At 48.1% G+C, this 23786-nt stretch carries 17 protein-coding genes; 3 read left to right on the top strand and 14 right to left on the bottom strand.

All coding sequences use genetic code 11. From position 1 onward, the window contains the following. The first annotated feature begins 192 nt into the window (after positions 1-192). Positions 193-4221, top strand: coding sequence for an S-layer homology domain-containing protein (locus tag V5J77_RS03040; protein ID WP_338554319.1), 4029 nt, complete (start codon positions 193-195; stop codon positions 4219-4221). Between the two features lie 99 nt (positions 4222-4320). On the opposite strand, the gene V5J77_RS03035 is transcribed toward V5J77_RS03040, so the two are convergent. After that, positions 4321-4677, bottom strand: a complete 357-nt coding sequence (locus V5J77_RS03035; RefSeq protein ID WP_338554318.1) for a nucleotide excision repair endonuclease — start codon at positions 4675-4677, stop codon at positions 4321-4323. 171 nt (positions 4678-4848) lie between these two features. On the opposite strand from V5J77_RS03035, the gene V5J77_RS03030 reads away from it, so the two are divergent. Next, positions 4849-6834: an AraC family transcriptional regulator gene (locus V5J77_RS03030; protein ID WP_338554317.1), complete on the top strand. Its 1986-nt coding sequence runs from the start codon at positions 4849-4851 to the stop codon at positions 6832-6834. A gap of 67 nt (positions 6835-6901) precedes the next feature. On the opposite strand, the gene V5J77_RS03025 is transcribed toward V5J77_RS03030, so the two are convergent. The 8 genes from V5J77_RS03025 to V5J77_RS02990 form a co-directional block, all read right to left on the bottom strand. Further along, the gene (locus tag V5J77_RS03025; protein WP_338554316.1) at positions 6902-7156 is read right to left on the bottom strand and encodes a hypothetical protein; all 255 of its coding nucleotides are present in this window, start codon (positions 7154-7156) and stop codon (positions 6902-6904) included. A gap of 8 nt (positions 7157-7164) precedes the next feature. Continuing rightward, entirely contained in the window at positions 7165-8124 is a 960-nt protein-coding gene (locus V5J77_RS03020; RefSeq protein WP_338554315.1) for an ABC transporter substrate-binding protein, read from the bottom strand. Positions 8125-8302: 178 nt separating this feature from the next. Further along, entirely contained in the window at positions 8303-8590 is a 288-nt protein-coding gene (locus V5J77_RS03015) for a hypothetical protein (protein WP_338554314.1), read from the bottom strand. Between the two features lie 123 nt (positions 8591-8713). Continuing rightward, entirely contained in the window at positions 8714-10306 is a 1593-nt protein-coding gene (locus V5J77_RS03010; protein ID WP_338554313.1) for a response regulator, read from the bottom strand. After that, a complete protein-coding gene (locus V5J77_RS03005; protein ID WP_338554312.1) occupies positions 10296-12194 on the bottom strand; it encodes a histidine kinase in 1899 nt (632 codons plus the stop codon). The genes V5J77_RS03010 and V5J77_RS03005 overlap by 11 nt, the downstream gene beginning before the upstream one ends. Positions 12195-12317: 123 nt before the next feature. Then, on the bottom strand, positions 12318-13988 hold the full coding sequence (locus V5J77_RS03000; RefSeq protein ID WP_338554311.1) for an extracellular solute-binding protein: 1671 nt from the start codon (positions 13986-13988) through the stop codon (positions 12318-12320). Positions 13989-14025: 37 nt separating this feature from the next. Further along, on the bottom strand, positions 14026-14913 hold the full coding sequence (locus V5J77_RS02995; protein ID WP_338554310.1) for a carbohydrate ABC transporter permease: 888 nt from the start codon (positions 14911-14913) through the stop codon (positions 14026-14028). A 17-nt stretch (positions 14914-14930) separates the two neighbouring features. Then, entirely contained in the window at positions 14931-15896 is a 966-nt protein-coding gene (locus V5J77_RS02990) for an ABC transporter permease subunit (RefSeq protein ID WP_338556520.1), read from the bottom strand. A 303-nt stretch (positions 15897-16199) separates the two neighbouring features. Between V5J77_RS02990 and V5J77_RS02985 the strand changes: the two genes are divergently transcribed. Continuing rightward, on the top strand, positions 16200-16829 hold the full coding sequence (locus V5J77_RS02985; RefSeq protein WP_338554309.1) for a YfbR-like 5'-deoxynucleotidase: 630 nt from the start codon (positions 16200-16202) through the stop codon (positions 16827-16829). A 139-nt stretch (positions 16830-16968) separates the two neighbouring features. Here V5J77_RS02985 and V5J77_RS02980 read toward each other — a convergent pair whose 3' ends face one another. The 5 genes from V5J77_RS02980 to V5J77_RS02960 form a co-directional block, all read right to left on the bottom strand. Further along, positions 16969-18540, bottom strand: a complete 1572-nt coding sequence (locus V5J77_RS02980) for an ABC-F family ATP-binding cassette domain-containing protein (protein WP_338554308.1) — start codon at positions 18538-18540, stop codon at positions 16969-16971. Positions 18541-18747: 207 nt separating this feature from the next. After that, the gene (locus V5J77_RS02975) at positions 18748-19821 is read right to left on the bottom strand and encodes an S-layer homology domain-containing protein (RefSeq protein WP_338554307.1); all 1074 of its coding nucleotides are present in this window, start codon (positions 19819-19821) and stop codon (positions 18748-18750) included. Between the two features lie 248 nt (positions 19822-20069). Beyond that, complete coding sequence (locus V5J77_RS02970; RefSeq protein ID WP_338554306.1) at positions 20070-20822, bottom strand: SDR family NAD(P)-dependent oxidoreductase; 753 nt, start codon at positions 20820-20822, stop codon at positions 20070-20072. A 182-nt stretch (positions 20823-21004) separates the two neighbouring features. Beyond that, entirely contained in the window at positions 21005-21577 is a 573-nt protein-coding gene (locus tag V5J77_RS02965) for a TetR/AcrR family transcriptional regulator (RefSeq protein WP_338554305.1), read from the bottom strand. A gap of 157 nt (positions 21578-21734) precedes the next feature. Next, positions 21735-23777 (bottom strand): family 16 glycoside hydrolase, encoded by a 2043-nt coding sequence (locus tag V5J77_RS02960; protein ID WP_338554304.1) that lies wholly within the window; start codon positions 23775-23777, stop codon positions 21735-21737. Positions 23778-23786 lie beyond the last annotated feature (9 nt).

Genomic DNA, 23786 nt, shown 5'->3' with positions numbered 1-23786 from the left:
TTATCATGCTAACTCTAGCCTTCCTAACACCTTCATCGCAAGAAAGACATAAATTATTCCTAAAAAAATCGGCTGAATTCATATTTTGTGTTCGCTTCCGCGCTGAGTTTGCAGGACTTTAGCATTATTTGTCGAAAATAATGTCGTATATAAATATTAAACAACCTCAAAAAAGGGAAGTGGTCCAACACCATGAAAAACGTGTACGATTTAAAAAGCCAGCTCGCACGTCAGCTTTTCAAACGGGCTCAGCTAAGCCTGCTCATTAGCCTTATTTTGCTCCAATCCTTTGCCGGCATTGCTCTAGCAGCAGCTCCGGATGCTCCTGACGCTGCAGGCGGGGAAGAAAGCATTACAGTCAGCAATTTCACCCCTGGAGCTACACTCCAGCTTTATTTGAGCAACGGCATCCATCAAGCTACAGAGACGAACGTCACTGGTCCTTCCTATACCTTCAACAATGTAGAGCCAAACTCCCTTTACTATTATGTGACCCAAACGGTTGGCGGGGAGGAGAGCATCAATTCAAGCTTTATCAATTCCACCCTTAGAGCACCCGTTGCCACCGCAGGCATCGGTTATGTCGACATCTCCAATGTTCACCCGAACGCTAGCGTCACGCTGTATAACTCAAGCGGCGGCAGCGTATCCAGCTCCCCCGTTAATCAGGGCGGCGGGGTATTCCGTTTTGATGGACTGACAGCTAGAAGCGACTATTATGCCGTGCAAAGCATTAATGGTGTAGATAGCGTTGCTACAAGCACCGTGACCGTACTGCCTTATATTCCTGCTGCTCCAGCAGCGGCAAGCGGCGAAGAAAGCATTACGGCGAGCGGCTTCGAATCGGGTGCGACTTTAAAGCTTTATTTGACCAATGGCTCCTGGCAAGCTACGGCAGCCAGCGTTACCGATTCTACCTACACCTTCAGCAATGTAGATCCGAACTCGCTCCTCTATTATGTGACCCAAACCGTCGGCGGGGAGGAGAGCACCAATTCAAGCTTTATTAATTCCAGCCTTAGAGCACCCGTTGCCACCGCAGGCATCGGTTATGTCGACATCTCCAATGTTCACCCGAACGCTAGCGTCACGCTGTATAACTCAAGCGGCGGCAGCGTATCCAGCTCCCCCGTTGATCAGGGCGGCGGGGTATTCCGTTTCGATGGACTGACAGCTAGAAGCGAGTATTATGCCGTGCAAAGCATTAATGGCGTAGATAGCATTGCTACAAGCACCGTGACCGTACTGCCTTATATTCCTGCTGCTCCAGCAGCGGCAAGCGGCGAAGAAAGCATTACGGCGAGCGGCTTCGAACCGGGCGCGACTTTAAAGCTTTATTTGACCAATGGCTTCTTACAAGATACAGCAACCAACGTCACTGATCCTTCCTATACGTTCAACGATGTAGAGCCAAACTCGCTCTCCTATTATGTGACCCAAACGGTTGGCGGGGAGGAGAGCACCAATTCAAGCTTTATTAATTCCAGCCTTAGAACACCTGTTGCCACTGCCGGTATTGGCTATGTGGACATTACTAATGTTCATCCGAACGCTAGCATCACGCTTTATACCTCAGGCGGCGGCAGCGTGTCCAGTTCACCCGTTGATCAGGGCGGCGGTGTTTTCCGTTTCAATGGACTGACAGCTAGAAGCGAGTATTATGCCGTGCAAAGCATTAATGGAATAGATAGCGATTCCACCAGCATCGTAACGGTCCAGCCTGATATTCCAACTGCTCCAACTGCAGTCGGTGGCGAAGAACTTATTACGGCGAGCGACTTCGAACCAGGCGCGACTTTAAAGCTTTATTTGACCAATGGCTCCTTACAGGCTACAGCGACGAACGTCACTGATCCTTCCTATACGTTCAACGATGTAGAGCCAAACTCGCTCTCCTATTATGTGACCCAAACGGTTGGCGGGGAGGAGAGCACCAATTCAAGCTTTATTAATGCCAGCCTTAGAACACCTGTTGCGACTGCCGGTATTGGCTATGTGGACATTACCAATGTTCATCCGAACGCTAGCATCACGCTTTATACCTCAGGCGGCAGCAGCGTATCCAGTTCACCCGTTGATCAGGGCGGCGGGGTATTCCGTTTCGATGGACTGACAGCTAGAAGCGAGTATTATGCCGTTCAAAGCATTAATGGCGTAGATAGCATTGCTAGCAGCACCGTGACTGTCAAGCCTAATATTTATGCTGCTCCAACCGCGGCAAGCGGCGAAGAAAGCATTACGGCAAGCGGCTTCGAACCAGGCGCAACCTTAAAGCTTTATTTGACCAATGGCTCCTTGCAAGCTACAGCAATAAGCGTTACGGGCTCTACCTATACCTTTAACGATATAGAGCCAAACTCTCTCTATTATTATGTGACCCAAACGGTAGGAGCAGAGGAAAGTTTAAATTCCAGCTTTATCAATGCCAGCCTGAGAACACCTATTGCCAATGCTGGTCTTACCTATGTCGATATTAGCAATGTATATCCAGGGGCAACGGTTACGCTTTACACGATTGACGGCAGTCCCGTCTCAAGCAGCCCTGTCGATCAAGGCAATGGCATCTATCGGTTCGAGGAGCCTTCTCCAGGTCGTGCATATTATGCCGTGCAAAGCATTAATGGCGTACTAAGCGAGGGCTCTACGATCGTCTGGGTTCCTGCTGTCGCTTCTGCACCTACGCATGTAACGGCTGTCGCCAGCAACGGTCAGGCGGTAGTCAGCTTTAACGCACCGGCCGACGATGGTGGAAATACCATTACGAGCTATGTAGTGACGGCTTCTCCGGGCAATATTATCGCAAGCGGTACGACAAGCCCGATTACAGTTACGGGCCTCAGCAATGGCACGAGCTATACATTTACGGTAAAGGCTATTAATGCAGTTGGAAGCAGCGCTTCATCTGAAGCATCAGCTGCCGTTACTCCGTACTCGTCGTCGTCAAGCAGCAGCAATACTACAACTACAACCAATACAGCGTTAGATTTGCAGCTTAACGGCAAGACCGTTGATGTTGGTACAGTCGTTACCACCAAGCAAAACGAACAGCTCGTAACAACTGTTACATTGGACAAAAATAAGCTAGAGAACCAGCTTCTTCAGCAAGGCACGCAGATTGCTAGTATTTCTGTGAACCGCACCTCTGATACGATGATTATTGAAGGTGACGGCGAGTTGATCAAGAGCTTGATCAGCAAGGGAATAACGCTGGATATTCGAACGCCCCAAGCCATGTATACTTTGCCAGCCGAACAAATTAACGTCGATGCGTTGGCTGCCCAGCTTGGCAGCTCGTTATCTTTAAATCAAATTAAAATTACTATTAAAATTAGTGCACCATCAGCTGCTCAAATGAGTGCAGCCCAAAGTGCAGCTGCTAAACAAGGCTTAGCTCTGGCCATTCCTCCAATTGATTTTATCGTTCAGGCTGCGTATGGAGGAAAATCGGTTGATGTTGCAAAGTTTAATGCTTATGTAGAGCGCACACTAACTCTTCCTGATGGAATAGACACAAGTAAAATTACAACTGGAATCGTCATTGAGCCTGACGGCACGATCCGCCACGTCCCAACGATCATCTTTGAGAAGGACGGCAAGGCTTACGCGAAAATCAACAGCTTGACCAACAGCCTGTATTCCGTTATTTGGAATCCGATTACGTTTGATGATGTCCAAACGCATTGGGGGAAAGATGCAATTAATGAAATGGGCTCACGCCTTGTAATCGAGGGTACTGGCAACGGCTTGTTCAGCCCGGCACGCGATATTACTCGTGCTGAGTTTGCTGCCATCCTTGTGCGTGGGTTAGGACTTCAGTTGGAAAGCGGAGCTGCGGTATTTTCAGATGTACCAACATCTGCTTGGTACAGCGGAGCTGTCAACACTGCTCATGCTTATGGGCTGATTGGCGGATTCGAGGATGGGACGTATCGCCCTAATGACCGCATAACCCGTGAGCAGGCGATGCTTATGATCGCTAAAGCAATGAAGCTGACGAACCTTAAATCACAGCTTCCAGCACAATCGATAGAGCAGACCTTACAGGCTTTCAAGGATGCGGGCAAGGCATCTGCTTGGGCACTCGGCGGCATCGCTGACAGCGTGCAAGCTGGCATAGTATCAGGCAGAAGCGACGCACAGCTTGAGCCTAAAGCCTTTATTACAAGGGCTGAGGTCGCCTCTATCATCCAACGTCTGCTTAAAGCCTCTGATTTAATTTAAAATTAAACAAGGTGAAACCTATAATTGCTCTATGTTCAAAAAGATTGCCCCGCTCATGCCAGTTAATAGGCATAAGCAGGGCAATCTTTTTTTTTCATATTACTTAAAAAACACCTTATCGACATTGTATTTCGCTCTTAGCTTATTCACGATATACGTCTCGTAGATTTCTCTATCGACCGGCTCTTCAATAATGCAAACCTCGATCGTCGTCACTTCGTCGCGATGCGGCTTCATTGGGGATACCGAATCCTCAAAATGCTTCTTGATCCGCGGTCTCAGCTTTCTTGCTTTGCCAACAAACAGCAGCTCCTTGCTCTTGTTATAGAACATGAAGATGCCGCCTTTGTCACGGGGAATCAGGTGAAAATCAGTAAAACCATAAATGTTGCTCAGCTCAGGAGAAATTTGCTTCTCAATGGTTACATCCGGCGTTGGAATCGTTATTTTAATCACGCGCTGCTCACGTCCTCATTCAATATAAGAATAAATACTACCATAAAACCCGCCGCAACACCATTTTAAATTTCCCCGCTCATTCTCCGCCTGCTTATTTACGCTTAAATGACGTATCCATATAATAATAGAAGAAGAAAGTGGCCCACTTAGGAGGATTAAAACACTGCAATGAAACTAGATGATCATATCATGCTTTGGAATCATGCTTCTGTGAAAATCATGGATTTCCGCTATACACGACTGGAAGCTGGAGAACGGCTGTCCCCTTATCGCCTGCCAGCTAATGCCTTTCTCTATGTCATTGATGGCAGCGCACACGTACAGCTCGATCAATCACAGCATCCTATGAAGCGCTACCATGTTCTCCATGGCGGGCGAAGTGCGTACTTATCAATTATAGCAGCGGAGCCCTTTACCTATTACCTGGTTCTATATAAGGCCGTTCTCATGCTGCCTGCTTCTCACCAGCTAGCGCAGCTGCATCATATGAACCGCCCTTTTCAATATGAATACAGCTTTAATCCTTTATATCCCCTGCCTTTGCTGGAAACGCTGGAAAAGCTGCATACGGCGTGGATGAGGCCTGATCCCATTAATCTGCTGCATGCTCGGACTTTACTCTATCAATTTGTACATGAGCTGCTTTGGCAAATGCAGCGTCAAGGCATTGCTCCAGCCCGTCCGGATTTAATGGCACAGATGCTGCGATATATGCATGAAAACTATAGAGACCCCATTACGCTGGAAACGATATCGGAGCTGTTCGATTGCAGTGTAAGCTATTTAACGAAGCTGTTCAAAAAACAAATGAACGAGAGCCCTATCCGCCTCTTGACTAAAATTCGCATGAGAAAAGCAGCCGACTTACTGGCGCATACCGAGGCCTCCCTGCAAGAAACAGCAGAGCTTGTCGGTTATCCCGATGCCCACACACTCGGACGCAGCTTTAAAAAATATTATGGAATGCCGCCATCCGAATATAAAACGAGCTATCGGCAAAACAGCCTTATACCAAAATCGCCCGTGTTCTGTACTAAAATTGCCATTGTCCCTCCCTATACGCAATGCTATAGTTTAAATGATTACGAGTATCATTATCATTCAATGAGAAGTGGAGGATTTTCAGTGTCAAAAATACACAGGCCTTATTCCATGGTGGCCACGCTTCTGCTATGTATGACCTTGCTGTTAAGCGCCTGCTCTGGCGCAGCAAACACAGGCGCAAGTCAGCCGGGGACAAGCAGCAGTCCTACCGTGCAAAGCTCAAACCAACCATCGGCGGAACCATCACCTGCCAGCAGCTCTACTGCAGCGACTAAAGCCTACACGGACAGTAAAGGAACGGTAACGATCCCTGCAAGCCCGGAACGGATCGTTGATTTGACGGGGAGCGCCATCGGAAATTTGCTTAAGCTGGATTTAAAGCCTGTCGCGGCTTTGGCGGAAGCATTAGTTAACCCCTATCACGAAGGCAAGCTTGATGGGATCGTAGATATAGGAGATGGCACTAATATGGAGGCCATTCTGAACCTCGACCCAGATTTAATTATTGTCTATGATTTTCTGGAAGAAAGCGAATATGAGAAGCTAGCTCAAATTGCTCCAGTGGTACGGCTTAAATATGGAGCAGCTAACCCTTCTGACCTATTAACCGAGTTCGGCAAAATAACCGGCAGGGAGCAAATCGCACAAGCATGGATAGCGGAATGGAATGCGAAAATCGCCGAGGTGAAGCCCAAAATTACCAAAGTTGTCGGAGATAAAACCGTCTCGATTTTGCAGCCTTATGCGAAGGGTATTTACGCTTGGGGCAATAAAGGCGGCAGAGGCGGAGAGATTATCTACGGTGATCTTGGCCTGAAGGCTCCTGCTATTATACAGAAGGCTCTTATTGATGGCGCTGAGTTTGGCTCAAGCCTATCACTTGAACAGCTGCCGGAGTATGCCGGAGACTATATTTTTACGAGCAACTGGGGCTGGGATGATGGGAACCCTGATGTCGTTTACGGGAGCAGCTTATGGAAGGGGCTTCCTGCTGTGAAGCAGAACCAGGTTTATTTTATAAATGCTGAAGGCTCCTATTATAACGACCCGATTTCCTTGGAAGCACAATTACAATTCATTGTAGAAAGCTTTCTAGGCACAGAGGCGTAAGCTAGGCATAATAAAAAAGCATGTTCACCAGCAGCAGAATGCCGATGAACATGCTTTTTCCTACTTGTTAGCTGGAATACAGCGAACAATACGTACGCGAAAATTTCCCAGCCAGCAGCACGAGCGTATCCGCAGCCTCCTGCTCGGCTTGTTCTACGTTGCCTCCGAAATGATCCGCCAGCTGCTTCATCGCTTTGTCTGTGCTGTATTCATATGGCTTGCCTGTCATCAGCATAAGCGCCGCCTCGATCTCGCAGTCACAGTGCTTCGTGGCCGGATAGCCAAACATGAAAGCAAGATCGCCATTTTGTCTACCGCTCATGGAGCCACTTATTTAATGCCCATCATTTTCGGAAGCTCACTGAGAAACCGTTCCATTGTAATGGGATCGCTGGCATTCCAGCTAATATCGGCTGTATAAGCATGATTGTTTTGGACAGCAGGTATCGACTTCCAAAGCGGGCCTTCCACTAGCTTTTTCGCTGCTGCTTCATCATCGGTACCCGGCGAGCTCAGCAAAAACACGTGGTCCCCCGCATACTCAGGCAGCACCTCCATGGAAATGAGCGAGAATACCTCCTTCTTGTCGATGAGCTCCTGTACCTTCGCGCTTGGGCTGAAGCCGCCTGGCTGGTAAAGCGACATCGTTAAGCTGAAATTGCCCATCACATAGAAGTCACCAGCTAGGCTTAGATAGACTGTCGCCGACTCTCCAGGCTTCAAGCCGATTTTCTCCCACATTGCCTTCGCCTTAACCTCATAGTCGGCAATCCACTTCTCCGCCTCTTCCTTCTTATTAACAATGTCAGCAACCTCTCGCAAGCGGTCGAACGTTTCCGCATCTCGATTGAAGATGACCGTCGGCGCGATTTTGGACATTTTATCAAAAATTGCGGTATCATCCGGCCCACCATACCCGGCCTGCAAAATGAGGTCCGGCGCAAGCTCCAGCACCTTCTCCATATTATGCGGATAGCCAATGTCGACAACCCCCGCTAAATCCTCTTTATAGATATAAGGCTCACTCACCCAATCATTCCCCGCAGGTGTAATGCCCAGTGCCAGCAAATCCCCTGGAATATCGCCAAGCAATACGATTTTCTGAGGATGAGTTGGAATCGTCACTTCATGCCCGCTAAAATCCTTATAGATTCGTGTTGCTGGCTCTGTCGAGGTCGGTGTATCTGTCGCGGTTGCTTCCGCACCACCTGTGGAGCCGCAGGCCGCCAGCAATCCCAAGGATAATAGAAGTAGGGCGGCAATGAATGTTCTGACTGGTTTCGTAGACATGAGAAAACCCCTCTTTTTCAATTAATGATAATTATTATCAATATAAGGGATATAGCTACTCCGCACAATGGATAAAACAGGCTTCCGCCAAAAATATGATACAACAGTATATGGTTCCCGCACGCTGCTCTAAATGAACGAGAAAGGCAGGAGCCCTGAACGGCCCCTGCCTCTTATTTTATTCCACAATCATGTCAATTTCCTCATGCAGCTCATCGAACGTAATACGCAGTCCTTTATTGTCGAGATACCACAAATTGGCTTCCTCGATGAAGAAGGTAATTCCTTCAACGGTCGTACTAAGTCCTGGGTTTATTGGCAATTCCTTATTAACGCCTAGTGACAAGCCAGGTACGACTGTGCTGCAGCCGCCAAGCTTTACAAATATTCTGACCGACTCTCCATTTTTCAGCTCCAACTGCTGCTTGTACCAGCTCGCCGCTGGCTGCTCAACGATTAATTGCATATGTGTCAGCCCCTTCCTTTCCCTATTCGCCTGTTGAAAGAAACTATTCCAAGAACGAATACCTTCATCATCGCTAATTGACGGGCTGGTGTCAATGCAGCTTCACATTTTTCCCTAAGTCGTTCATTCCCCAAGACTAGCCGCAGCTCTAACCTTAAGCCGATATTCCTGCGGAGAGATCCCTTCCAGTTCCTTGAATACACGAGTAAACTGCTTGCTGCTCTCAAAGCCTAGAGCGCTTCCGATATCCTGCATTTTATCATTCGTGCCTTCAAGCAGCATCTTACCTTTGCGGATACGAAGCTTTTTCAAATACAAGACGAAGCTCTCTCCTGTTTGCGCCTTAAACGCTTCGCTGAAATAAGAGTAATTGAGGCCGACATAATTGCTGACAACCGCCATATTAAGCGGACGGACATAGTTCGTCTCCATATAAGCGATAGCCGCATTGATTTCTGCGTGCTCGTTATAGGCAGCACGAATGCCTCTCACATACTCATTCACACTGTATAGCAAATGCTCCAGACTGCGGTAATAATCATGAAAGCTGCGGAAATTGTCCATGCTGCCGACTCTGCGGTACAGCTTCAGCACGTCAATAGAAGCTTCTCCGTACAGGCGAAACACCTCATCAAGCACCTGCTCATTCATTCGCTTGCCCACCTGACGCAAATAATTAATATCTATATCAGCCAATTCTTCGATCCGAAAAATAGCTTTAAGCAGCGCTTGAATTTCCCTCTCCCGCTCAGTACCCAGCATATTGCCTAGCTTGCGAATGTTTTCATCCGGCATCGGATGCATGCGGCGCTGCGACGCGCGAATATCCTGATACAGGAGCAAGCGGCTGCCCGGATATAGAAAGGAATAGTGCAGCGCTTCCTCTGCCTGCTTATAGCAGCTGCGCAAATCCTCATACCTAGCTGCCTCTGTGCTTAGCCCCAAACGCAGCCCTTCGAGCTCCTTGCCCCCAGTCTGCCTCAGCAGCTCGTGAAACTGCGCTGCCCGGTCCCCTATCAGCACAAGCCTGCCCACGCTGTCCATAAAGGATGCAGCAATCGTTCCGCCCAGCTGCCCAAGCAGACTCCAAGCGAGCGGCTCCAGCTCATCGCGGTTCAACGCTTCCCCGTTCTCGGATTTATAGCTGAGTATAGCTACATGGCATGGCAAGGTGATCGCTTCGAAGGGAATATCTAGATCGAGACGCGCCCCCTCCTCCTGCCCATCCATCAGCTCACCTTGACTGAGCCATTCCTTCAAACGGCTCATTCGAACCTGCTCACGGTACTTGTCGCCCTCTGCCGTCTTTCGGGCAAGCTCAGCCTGAGCCTGCAAAAAATTTTCGCTCTTGCGCAGCGATTCAAACAGCTCATCCCGGCGAATCGGCTTCAAAATATAATCTCTGACTTGATACTCAATCGCTGCCTTCGCATAAGTAAATTCATCATAGCCGCTCAAAATAATAAAAACGGGCTTTCGCTTCTCCTCCGGCTGCTTCATCACTTGCTTGATCAGCTCAAGGCCGTCCATCACTGGCATGCGAATGTCCGTAATGACGATATCGGCCTGCTCGCTCTCATATTGCGCCAGCGCATCCACTCCATGAATAGCTAACCGAATATGGTAATGATCTGGAAACTCCCGCTCAATCATCGTTTTCAGGCCAATTCTTATATTTTTCTCGTCGTCTACGATCAGCAGCTTTTTAATCGTCATTCCCTCCTCCTGCAATCAATACCTTAGGCAGCGTTATGATAACTTCAGTAAAATGACCTTCCTCGCTGCGCACCTGCAAGCCATAGGGCTTGCCGTAATAGATGCGAATGCGCTGATGCACATTGCGCAGCCCTATGCCGTACAACGGCTTTGCGCTTCGTTCATATTCATCCATTAGGCGGTCGCCTGCCCGTTCCAGCTGGATGCGTTCATTGAGAATCGCAAGCGGCCCAGGAGCAATTCCTGCCCCATTATCGCGCAATGTAATGACAATTACGCTATCCGCTTGCTCGAAAGCGGCAATCTGGATAAGACACTGCCGCTCCCCCAGCTCTGGCCAGGCATGCTTAAGCGCATTTTCAACGATCGGCTGCAAGGACATTTTAAGCATCTCCACCTCCAGCAAGTCCGGCTCAATGCTCGGTTCAAGAACGATTGGCTCGTCGAAGCGAATATTCATGACATCAATATAGTTTTGAATATGGCGAATTTCATCCTGCAAGCGCACATATTCCCCTGACCACTTGAAGTTGTAGCGCATCATGCCGCCCAGCGACGTAAGCGAGTCGGAGATGGTTCGCTGGTTCTCGATTTCGGCCAGCATTTTAATATTTTCCAGCGTATTGTACAAAAAGTGGGAGTCGATCTGGCTGTGCAGCGTCCGCAGCTCCGCTTCCTTCGTCAGTGCCTTCTTTCTTACGCCTTGGGCAATCAGTTCATTAATCGTTTGCATCATTTTGTTAAAATGGAACGCCAGCTCGCCGATTTCCCCGCCCCCGCTGAGGGGCAGCCCCGTCGGCGTCTCGCCCCGCCGAACCTTCTTCATCGCCTCGGTCAAGCGCCGCAAATTTTTGAGAATAATGGCATTCATCATATACGTAATGATAGACAGTAAGCCAATCAGCCCAACATTAACCGCCATAATTCGAAATTGCGCATGGGATACGCGTTCATACACGAGCTCCAAGGAAATGATATGGAGTAAATCTGCATCCGCTTGCTCCACCGGCGTACGAATAAGCAAATAAGGATGGTCATCCACAGCAAAACGTAATTCCTGCTGCCCAAGCTCCTTCATTGAAGCGTAATTCTCCTTAATGGCTGTTCGCAGCTTCGGATTGCTGCCTGTGCCCGCGAAAGCTTGGAGCTCATCTAACACAATGCTTCCCTTGCTGTCCGCAAGCATCATCTGCGAGCCCTCATCCTGCAAGCTTGCAAATGCCTTTGGTGCAAAATGCTTCAGCAGCATTTCCACCTGAATGACGCCAATCCTCTCGCTGCCTGCCCGGACGACCCGCATCAGGGAAACCTTCGGCAGCTGGTTATGGACATCCGTCACATTCCGGTGCAAAATATCGGCATCCTCTTCCTTAAAAACCCACAGCTCCTTGCTGCCTAGCTCCGTAAGCTCTGAATACCAAGGCTCCTTCTGAATACGCCGCTCATGAAACACAATCGGCCACATTTCTGATATGTAGTCATTGTCTGCAAACAGGCGCAAATGGGCGATGTTCGGATTGTTCGTTTGAATATTGATAACATCGGTTAGCGGCCCCCGGTACAAATCGAGCAGCTCCTCCGTCGTAAACTCCTTATGTGCAGACACATAGCCGGTAATATCCGCGCTTAGCATCGTAAGCTGGGCTGCCAGCTCCATCGCTTCGATTTGGTTTAGTATATTTACCTTCTCCAGCTCCACCAAATACTGCCCCTGCCTAAGCGTGTCATTTATATGACTGTCTCTAATTTCGCCAAACAAATAATTCGACACCACAATGCTAGGAAACAGCAAAATAAAAATATACGCGGCGACCAGACGGCTTTGCATGGATCTTCTGCCCAGCCAATAAGCCGTCGTCTGAAAATAACTCCGAATTTGCCTTCCCACGTTAGGCTCACTTCCATCTTCACGGCCCAGCCCCCGCCTTGCTTACAGGCGGCAAAAGGCGCGCCAGTCCATCATGGATTTGGCGCACCTGATGCCGGGATGTATGCCCGGTTCTGGCCTGTATTAGTTAATGAATGCTGCCAGCTTCGCTACGTTCTCTTCATACTTTTTCTGCTTATACGCCTGAACGGTGGCAAAGCCAAGAGAATCGCGCTTGTTCAAATACTCCTGCCATAAGCTATCGAACTCGGCATCTGACTTCGCAAGCAGCAGCCTCGGAAGCGCCTTGCCAAATTCATGGTCCAGCTTCGTCTTCATAATGCCTTCCTCCGAAGCACCCGTCGGGTCAAGCTGATCAAATTGCGACAGACTGAGCGCTTTCCCGCGCGTCCAGTCTTCCATCTGCTTGAATGGCTCAACGGCTGGCGGCGACCATTCCGGCGTCAAATTCGTATCCATCAGCATCCAGAAGGTATGGGAGGCACCATATTTTTTATCAAAGGCACCACGATCGGAATTAAGCAGCTCCAATGCATCAGGTAAAAATTGGTCTTTTCCGTCTATTGTATCCCAGGTTACGCCCTGCCTGCCGAAAAACATATCCCGCTGGCCCTCTTCGGAAATGAGGTAGTCCAGGAAGCGAATCGCCCGCGCTTTATCCTTCACATTTTTGGAGATGAGGGTAACGGTCCAGCCAGAAATGGATGGCCCTGCAAGCGTTGCTTGAGCCTGCGAAGCATTAGCTGGCCCATCCACCGCAATATAAATAGAGTTAGGATCGTTTGCAAATAGCGCATTTTGCTGGTTAGCCAGATCGGATCTCGAATACAGCATTGCAAAGTAACGGCCTTGGGCGATTTTCTCCTCCATTTGTGGGCGCTTATCAATGAATATGTCTTTCGAGAGCAGGCCGTTTTCATTCGCTTGGCGCATCGTCTTGAGCCATTTTACATATTCAGCATCTGTGTCGCGATCATACAGCTGTCCATCCTTTTCGTATGGAATAGCTAAAAAGTTTTGAAGGTAAGCTTGCAGCGAGCTGTTGCCCTTTTCATTAAAATCATACATCCCCAGCGGAATTAATGGCTGCCCGTTAATGTCGGGAAATTTCGCTTTTGCAGCAGCCAATGCTTGAAGAAAGCCTTCTGTTGTCCGCATATCCGGGCTGCCGATAGCCTCATACATGTCCTTGCGTACAAGGAACGTCTGTGTAGAGGTGATACTGTCGCCAAACTTCTCGTAATCCTTTGGCGAGGAGGAGGCGTTCGGATACCCATAGATATGACCGTCCTCTTGCTTGTACCAGGCGAGCTTCGCCGGGTCGGTCACCTTGTAGAAATATGGATCATACTGGTCAGCCAGTTCATTAAGCGGAAGCACCATATCGCCTTCTATCATCTTCTTGACGGCATCCTCGAACCAGCCGAGCGTAATGAAATCAGGCAGGCTGCCGGAGGCAATCATCGTATTCATCTTCTCTGCCTCATTTCCGGCAGGGACGATGAAGTTAATGTCTACGCCTGTTTTCTCCGTAATATACTTGGATGTGTCGTCTACACCCCACTTATTAGGAAACCACGAAAAATTAATATACCAATCGAAAGTAATCGGGCTTTTATCCACTTCCCAGCCTTTATCCTCTTGCGTCAGCTTCACCTCAGTGGAGGCCGCAGGCGTGCCCCCATTCGTTGCCCCCTCGTTCGTAGTGCTGTTCGATGAGCAAGCGGCCGTAAATACGAGAGCAGCGGCAAGCGGCAGCAATAGTAGCTGCTTCAATGTCGGTTGCTTAACCATTATTATTTTCCCCTTTTCTATTTGATTAGAATGTTGACTAGCCCTTAATAGAGCCAATCATCATGCCTTTGACAAAGTACTTTTGCAAGAAAGGATAAACCAGTACAATCGGAAGCGTCGTGACGACCATCGTTGCCAGCTTGATCGACTGCGACGTAACTGTTTTTCCTACGCCTCCCGGAATGGCAGCAACCATCTGATTCGAGCTGGACTGTGCCACTACCCGGTACAAATACGTTTGGATCGGCTGCAAATCCATGTTGTTCATGTAGATGACTCCGGCAAAATAGTCATTCCACTGATAGACCCCATGGAACAGCGCAATCGTCGCAATGACCGGCAGTGATACGGGCAGCACCACCTTGAGGAAAATGCCCCAGTCATTCGCTCCGTCGATTTTCGCTGCTTCCTCCAGCCCATCCGGAATTTCCCGGAAGAAGGTCATGAATATAATGAGATCGAAGAAGCTGAACATCGCCGGAATAATGTACACGAGAAAATTGTCCAGCAGATGCAAATCTCTAATCAGCAAATAGGTAGGGATCAGGCCGCCGCCGAAAAACAACGTAACCGTGCCAATTAAAATGTACATTTTGCCGCCGATCAGCCCTCTGCGAGAAAAGGCATAGGCTACCATCGCAGTGAAAAAAACATGCAGCAGAACACCAAGCAGCGTTTTCGCTACAGTAATGCCCATTGCCGTCATAATGCCCGCACTATGGAATACCGCCTCAAAGCTTTCAAAGCTGAACACCCGAGGCCACCAGTAAATGCCTCCGCGCATGCCGTCCTGCCCTTCATTGAATGCATTCACGAGAACGTACCAGATGGGATACAGGGTCGCAAAGCACACGAGCAGCATGCCTAAGCTATTAAAGAGGTCGAATACCGCTTCTCCCTTTGTTTTTCGTTTCAAACTGAGCAAAGCCAGTCGCCTCCTTCCTAAAACAACGAGGTGTTGTTGATTTTTTTCGTTACACGATTGGCTATTAGCAGCAAAATAAGGGCGATAACGGATTTGAACAAGCCAACAGCTGTCGCATAGGAATAGCGTCCCTGCTGCATGCCCGTCTGGTAGACGAACATATCAATCACATTGCTGGCGCTTTCATTCAAGGAATTTCTTAGCACCAAAATTTGATCAAAATTAGAGTTCAATACGCCGCTCACAGCGAGAATGAACAAAATCGAAATCGTCGCTTTGATGCTTGGCAGTGTAACGTACCACATTTTTTGAAAGCGGCCCGCCCCGTCAATCGTAGCAGCCTCATACATTTCGGGCGATACGCTGGAGATTGCGGCCAAATAAATAATGGCTGACCAGCCAAGCTCCTTCCAGATATCAGAGGTAATAATAATACCCCAGAAATAATCGGGCTCTGCCAGGTACGAGATCGGTTCCTTAATGACGTTAAGCGCCAGAAGTACGTGGTTAATGATGCCTACATCCGACAGCCAAGTCGTCAAAATACCGCCAAGGATAACCCATGATAAAAAATGCGGCAGATAGGATATCGTCTGCACAGATCTTTTGAACAGCACCGACCGTACCTCGTTCAAAAATAAAGCGAATATAATCGGCAGCGGAAAACCGATTGCTAGCTTAATCAAGCTGATGCCCAGCGTATTGCGCATGACATTGACGAAGCTCTCGTCTTGAAAAAACTCTTGAAAATGCGACCAGCCTACCCAAGGCGCTGCGCTAATGGGCTTGACGATATTAAACTCTTTGAACGCTATAATAATGCCGTACATCGGGACATAATTAAAAATAATCATCCATAAAATGCCAAGCAGCGCCATTACCTGCACATGCCTCTGGCCGTACAGCCTCCTGAACCATCTGCTGCGCTTAGCCGCTCTCGTGCTTGCAACAAGCGGTGCCGCCGATTGTGCTTCGTGCCGTATTTTCACTATCTAAATCCCCCATACTACGTTGGAATCTTGCTCTACAGACTGAAATGCCTTCTTTATCCATTGTAGAGGCCCATCTCCGTTCCGGTAAGGCTTCAAATTTCGTATTAGGGATCCATTTTTCGGATTCGCTGCAAATAGCGATTTGGATGGGCTAATGAGAGGCATAGTGGAATTCCTGCTGTCGCTATCAATGAATTTGAAAATTGACCTGAGCGACACATAGCGTTAATGCTGCGATAACATTGCCGGCGTATAGTCGAATCATACTCAACTACAATAAAGGATGATGTACTCATGGGCATTCATACGTACTTTAGATCCCTTAACGATTTGGAACGCATTATTCGTACTCCCGGCAAATTCAAGTTTGAGGAGCATAGCGTGTCGGCTCACTCCTGGAAGGTCGTTCAGTACGCCAAGACGCTTGCCGATATCGAGGAGCAGAACGGCGTCGCCATTGATTGGAAGAAGCTTTATGAAATTACAAGCAGCCATGATTATGGCGAAATATTTATCGGTGATATTAAGACGCCCGTCAAGCACTACTCCCTTGAGCTGCGGTCAATGCTCCAGCAGGTTGAGGATGGCATGGTCGAGCATTTTATTCAGGAGAATATACCTGAGGAGTTTCAGGCTACTTTCCGCAGGCAGCTGCGTGAGGGCAAAGACCATTCAGTAGAGGGTCTGATTTTGGAAGTTGCTGATAAAATGGATCAGGTGTATGAGGCCTTCGCTGAGCTCCAGCGCGGAAATACCGAGAAGGAATTTATCGTCATGTACCGCTATGCAATCATTAAAATCAAAAACATCAATCTCCACTGCGTAAAATATTTCCTCGAGCATATCCTTCCAGATATTATTCATGAAGGCACCCTCTCCCCTATTGATATTCGCAAAATAACCGAAGAAGCGCTCGCACAATAAAGAAACGGCACTCCATCTTTTGATGAAGTACCGTTTTTTTTGAGCTTTTTAGCTAATTAGGACATTTACACTTTAAAATATTGCTCGACAACTGCTTGGCCGTCCTCTTTACTTTCCAGTTCATCGGCGTCATCCCCTGTTATAGATTTTGCTGAGTAATGCCTAATTCCGGGTCGAACACCAGCATCTTGGTGCCAATTTTATCAATAAAAAACCGATCATGGCTTACAGTTACGACAGCGCCGGGAAAGTGTATAAGCGCCTGCTCCATCACCTGAATGCTCATTAAATCCAGATGGTTCGTCGGCTCATCCAAAATGATAACAGCCGCACCAGAAAGCAGGCATTTAGCCAAGGCGACTCGGGCCATTTGTCCACCGGAAAGGCTGCCAATGACCTTGCTTAAATCCATTTCGGAAAATTGCAGCATCGACAGAAATTTGTTTACCTTTTTTCGCGGGGCATCGAGTCCAAGACCGTACGTATTGACGGCATGGCTCACCGTATCCTTAGGATCAAGCTCCTCCCACATTCGGTTGAAATACGCATAGCTGACCCCTTTTTCCCAAGTGACCTCGCCTGATTCCGGCTGCTCCTGCCCCGTCAGCACCTTGATCAGCGTGGACTTCCCGCTCCCGTTCGGCCCAACGATGACCAGGCGATCCTCCTTCTGAATATCAAAGCTGACGTTCTGAAAAATAGCGCGCTCCTCATAGGTTTGCCCGATTTGCTTAACCTCGCACAGCTTATCCGGGAAACGCATCTTTTCGTAAATATCCGTAATCAGCACGTTCACCGGATTCGGCTGTACCCGCTTCTTATTATCCGCCAATTTGCGGGACAGTCGGTCTTTGGACGATTTCTTGCTGGAGCGGCTGTCGATAGCCTCCGACTCCATCAGCAGCAGCTCTTCCTCCCATTCGAACTGCCGATCCAGCTCCTTCTTTCGCAGCTTCTTTTTACGAATATAGTCTGTATAATTGCCCTCGTATTGCTGAAAATGATAATTTTCTATCTCGATGATATGCGTGACGACCTTGTCGATAAACTGCCGATCATGAGAAATGAGGATCATCGCGCCATTAAAGCGGTAGAGCCACTGCTCCAGCCACGCAATGCCCTCCATATCCAAATAGTTAGTCGGCTCGTCGAGCAGAACGACATCAGGCAGCTCAATGAGCATTTTCGCTAAAGCTGCACGGTTTCTCCAGCCGCCAGACAGCTCATCAATGGGCTGATGGCGTGAACGATCGGTGAAGCCCAGCTTCGTCAGAACGGTGTTGATCTCGACAGACACGTTCCAGCCATCCAAGTGATCCATTTGCTCGAAAAGCTCCGCCTGCCTCGCGAGCAGCTCATTCATTTCGCCATCATCGGAGACGAGGCCCAGCTTCTCCCCAACCTCTTGCAGCTCCCGTTCAATAAGGGCAACCTGCTCAAAGCACATTTCCAGCTCCTGCTGGACAGACAGGCTTCCGCGCATCTCTGAAAATTGAGAAAAATACCCGATTTTCACCTTCGGATCTATTTCCACCTTACCGTTCGTTGGCTCTTCTTTTCCCATAATGAGCTTAAAAACCGTCGACTTGCCGGCTCCATTGCGCCCAATGAGGCCAATTCGTTCCCCCTGGCTCACGCGAAAATAAATATCGCGAAAAATCATAGCCTCTTCATATTTCTTCGTCACATTTTCCAAACGAATTACACTCATGCTCTCACCCTTCTTACTCCGTCAGTTTACTAGCTATTATAACATTAGATGTCCTGACGAAAGCTATCCGCCTTCTAGTGCCTACCGCTTTGCTTTAGGAGCAAAAAAAGAGCAAGGGCAGCTTTTAGCGCCATTGCTCCTTCTACTACTTGCACTTAAATATTAACAGCATGAACCATGCTGATTATAATGTTAAACTGACACTTCTTAAGGAAGCTCCGAAGGGGTCGGTGGTGTATATGGCGGTGTATATGGCGGTGTTGCCATTGGATCCGTTGTTGGCGTTGCCATTGGATCCGTTGTCGGCGTTGCCATTGGATCCGTTGTCGGCGTTGCCATTGGATCCGTTGTTGGCGTTGCCATTGGATCCGTTGTCGGCGTTGCCATTGGATCCGTTGTTGGCGTTGCCGTTGGATCTGGTGTCGGCGTTGCCGTTGGATCTGGTGTCGGCGTTGCCGTTGGATCTGGTGTCGGCGTTGCCGTTGGATCTGGTGTCGGCGTTGCCGTTGGATCTGGTGTCGGCGTTGCCGTCGGACTGTTTGTTGATGTTGATGTTGATGATGACGAGGATGATGATGTCGATGTTGGTGTTGGTGTTGGTGTTGGCGTTGGAGTAGGCGTCGAAACAACGTCTTTCACAACACCTGTCTGTACGGCTGCCTCATATGAACCGACAACAAGCATATCTCTTGTCGCATTGCTTTTTCCGCCAAACGTTCCATCATCGCCATTGCTTAAAAGCTTATTGTTAATTGCAAGGGCAACATAACCTTTAGCCCACTCGGATACGGAACTGTCGTTTACACCTTCTGTTTGCTTCGCCTCTTCTTGTTTTCCCAATCCTTTGATCAGGAAGGCAGCCAGCTGCTCTTTTGAAACTTTACCTGCTGGGTTGTAGGTGCCCTCTCCGTAACCATCTGTAATTCCTGCTGTTTTAAGAGCTTCGATGTAGGGCAAGGCGTAGCCGAAGGAGGCGTTATCATCCTTCACATCTTTGAAGCTCGAGGTTTTAAGGTCCGAATTCACCTCTAGTCCGAAAATTAAAGCAGCTACCTTCGCAAATTGAGCGCGATTCATCTCTTCCTTCAGCCCAAACTTGTCTTCCGAGACACCGTCGAAAACCCCCGCACTAAGCAGAGCATCAAACTTGGCTTTCGTCGCTGCATCCAAATCCTTCAAATCAGTGAAATCAGCTGTTGATTTCGTAGTCGCGGCGAATAAAGTTGTGCTCGCCACACTTAAAAGCAGGCAAATCAATAAACTTAACTTGACTAATTTCATGAATAACCGCTCTCCCTTCGAGTATCTCTGTAATTCAGCTATCAATTGAGTTATCGGTAAAATGATTTAAATATTGAAGCGTTATTTAGAGGAACTGTATTTATTTTTTCACCCTAATTGCCATATCGAAAATGATTGATTTATTCACTCTGTTTACCCCTATTTTCCCGATGATAGCCTTCATTACTTCGATCTCGAAGCGAGCACGATTTTCTAATCCAAGCATTCCGAAAATATATGAATTGAATTTAAAATTCTGAAAGGATCGGATAGATTGGGTCTCTCCGATTGAAAGCATAGTTATGGTCTACCATTCCTACCACTTCGTCGTTATCGTAAAGATTTACCATGAAGCCCGCCATTTCTTTTGCTGTGTGATAGTTAGACATATTTGCTTTGAAATCGAATGCCTCAGTATCTAAGGATTTATTCAAAAATTCTGTTTCCGTTATAGCTGGTGCCAGCACCTTCGCTTTCAGCTTCGCACCCTTCAGCTCTAATTCTTTTGCAAGGCCTTCAGTGAAGGCACTTACGTAGTATTTTGATGCAGAATAAGCAACACTCCCAACAGCAATGACATATCCGAGTGCGGATGAGACGTTAATTAGCTGAGCGCCTTCAACATCCGCATAATCACGCACATACAAAGTAGACAGAATCGTCAGAGCCTCAATGTTAAGACGCAGCATCGTTTGGACTTTACCCAAATGATGGTCTGCTACAAAAGCAGATTCTCCGAGCCCCGCGTTGTTAATCCAAGTTTCAATTTGATGCTCCTTTAAATGGTTATACAGTGTGTATGCCTGTTCTGTGTCAGACAGGTCGCTCGTGCGAACGATAACATCAACACTAGGATTCAAGCCTTGAATGGTCGATTTCAGCTCTTCAAGTTTTTCCAGTCTTCTTGCTACCAAAATCACATTTTTGCCACGTGCAGCGAACGCCAATGCCGTCTCATAACCAATCCCTGAGCTTGCTCCTGTAATAACGGTATATTTCATCGTATTCTCTCCTTATAACGTGCAGATTCGTTTAAATGAGCTTTAGCCTCGTTTTAGAACGATCATTCTAAATTGAATAAAAAATAGTTAGATCTAACTTGCTGTTAGCATATCAGTTTTAGAACGATCGGTAAAGAATTATTTTACGACTACCGTTTGCCTCTCGAATTGCAATTGCACTTTTAATCTAAGACGGACATTGTCATATCAAAAATATGATTTAATTTTTGTTGATCCGTTGTTGTCTTAACCAGCGTACGCAGCCCCCGCCACGCATTCATTAAATATTGGGAAACCGCTTCAGGCTCAAAATCCGTCTTAAGCTCACCCGATTGCTGACCCTTTATGACAACGTTCATGAGTAATTTCTCCATGTAGTCATAACTTCCATTAACTAGGCTTGCAACTTCTTCGTCCAACACGCCAAGCTCAACACCCGAATTGACCAAAAAACACCCTAAAGGCTCTCCTTCATTTGTTAAAGCCGACTCTAGCAGCTCCCGAATTAGCGCCTTGACCGGCCTTTGTGTTTCAAGGTGCAGTTTCATTCTGTTGGCTTGCTTAGCCCCATATCGCTCGAGAGCTTTCATAAAAAGGGCATGCTTATCCCCAAACGTATCATAAATACTTCTGCGGTGGATGCCCATAAAGCTAACCAACTCATTCATTGAAGTTTTTTCGTACCCTTGTGTCCAGAATAGCTGTATGGCTTTGTCTAATACTTCATTCACTTCGAATTCTTTTGATCTTGCCATCGTCATCACCTCGAATAATTTATTATACCTTTTAGTGCTCGATTGGCAAACAGTAAGCCGCAAATGGGAAAGAGCAAGGGCGATCGTAGTCACCCTTGCTCGTCTCTCTATGCCTATTGCTTCGGTTGCTGCCAAATTTAGACACTTAGCCCATCGCTTAGCTCGTTTGCAGCCAATTCACTTTAGCCCATGAGAGCTTGCCTGAGCCTGCTCCGTTTGCGGCAACCAGCCTTGCCTTTAACGTGGCAGGATCATCTGCCGTGTAGCTATAAGGAAGCGTTGTGAAGCCATTCCAGGAAAAAGGAATAATGGCCGCTGGCACAGGAGATAGAGGGCTCCCCGCCGTATCGCTATTTCCTCTAAACGTGGTGCCATTCAGCGAATAGATCGTATCTGTAGCTGCTATTTTCCCCGTATAGACCGCATTGCTCGCATTTTTCTGATTATTGCGAAGCGGATAATAAACGTCGATAATGACTGACTTCTCGACCAGCACAGCGCCATTCTCTGTGGAAATCGCTCCATTGCTCGTGACGCCAAAATGATAGCCCTTGCCGGAAATGGCCGTCTCCATCGCTGGCGTAATAAGCGATCTGGCGCTCCATGCGCCCGCGCTGTCCATGACGATGTTGTAGGCGTGGACGTTTCCAGCTCTCAGGCGAGGCATCCGATCCTGCTGATCCTGATAATAATTGTGATGGAGCGTCACTTCAAGCGCAGCGTTATCGCTGGCAAGCTCCGTCGCTCCAACCAGATGCCCTTTCTTTTGGCTGGCAGCGACCGCGATAATATCGTCCTTGCTCAGACCCACTGCACTGCTTCTTAAAAAAGCATACATCGGATAAGCTGATTGATTCGCTTCCATCGCATTGATTTGCTGAGTGACCCAGCTGCCTGCGCTGCGGTCGTCACTCAAGAAGGAGGACCATGAAATGGTGACGCCGTTGCTTCCCTTTTTCACATCGACCAGTCCGTCATACGCTTTATGGAACGTGCAATGATCGATCCAAAACTTGCTGCTATCTTCGATTGTGATATAATCCCAGTCGTTTTTATCGTAATCACCCTTGGTCGCTTCGTCCCACTCCCACAGCTCATCAAATTCAAGATTGCGGACGATGATATTCGAGCTTCTTTTGAAGGTAAAAGCGGCATGCTTAATGGTTGCGCCGTTGGCTGAGAAAATCGTCAGGCCTGTAAAGCCGTCTACTGTAATTTTGCTGACACCTGTTTGGAGCAGCACGGGATGCGTTAATGGGCTATTGTGAGAGGCGAACGGCGATACCTTGGCCGCTGCCGGAATTTCATTCCAGCCCAGATCGAGGTCATTCATAATTTCCACGACCTTGTAGCCCGAGCCTTTCTTCAGCGCAACAGCAAGATCTGTCGCGTTGTATACTTTCATATAAGCGGCGTCTGTTTCTGAAAGGATGCCTCCTCCTGTATTGCCTTGGGCAAAGCCAGTCAATTGATATTCGCTCGTCTGCCCGGCCGTCGGTGTAGGTACCGGCGTTACAGTCGGGCTAGGCGATGGAGCTGTCGTCGGCTGCACCGTCGGAGTTGGTGCCGGAGTCGCACTTGGCGTAGGCGTTGGAGTCGTTGCTGCCAAGTTGGTAACGCTTACATTATCGAACTGAGCTAATGACTTCAAGGTAACCAATCCCGCAGCACCTGCAGCAAGACTGGAATCGGTTGCCGTTAGCTCTAGCTGACCGTTTACATAAAGCTTAATATTCGTTCCGCTCATTTCGAGCTTCACCTTATACCATACACCGGTTGCTAGACCAAAGTTCGTTTTGCTCGCCAACGTTGTCGTGGAACCGCTTACTTTTTTCCTAATTTCAAGAGTCCCCCCGCTGCTGTTGTACAGGGAAGCGGCGTAAAAATTATTTCCATTCACGTATCTGCCCGCCACATACGTTCTAGTTGAACCATTAAAATCAACGATCTTCACATCCGCTTCAACCGCATAATCAGTCCATGACTGGCTTCCAGCAGACGTGCGGCCCTCGCTTGTGCTGGTTTGGGAATATACCGCATTGCCGCTGTCTTGTACGACCGACCAGCTTCCATTAGTAGCTGTCCAGTTTCCGGCCCCGCCATCAAAGCCATCCTCCAATAATGCGGCAGCATTTGCCTGATAACCAAAGCCAACTGACCCAGCTGACAGGATAAGCGCTAAGCACAATACAAAAATCACATTTCTCCT

It is taken from the genome of Paenibacillus sp. KS-LC4 (assembly GCF_036894955.1).
In the GTDB taxonomy this organism is placed as follows: domain Bacteria; phylum Bacillota; class Bacilli; order Paenibacillales; family Paenibacillaceae; genus Pristimantibacillus.
Note: the sequence above shows the minus strand (reverse complement) of the source record. Positions and strands in the feature narration are given on the sequence as shown.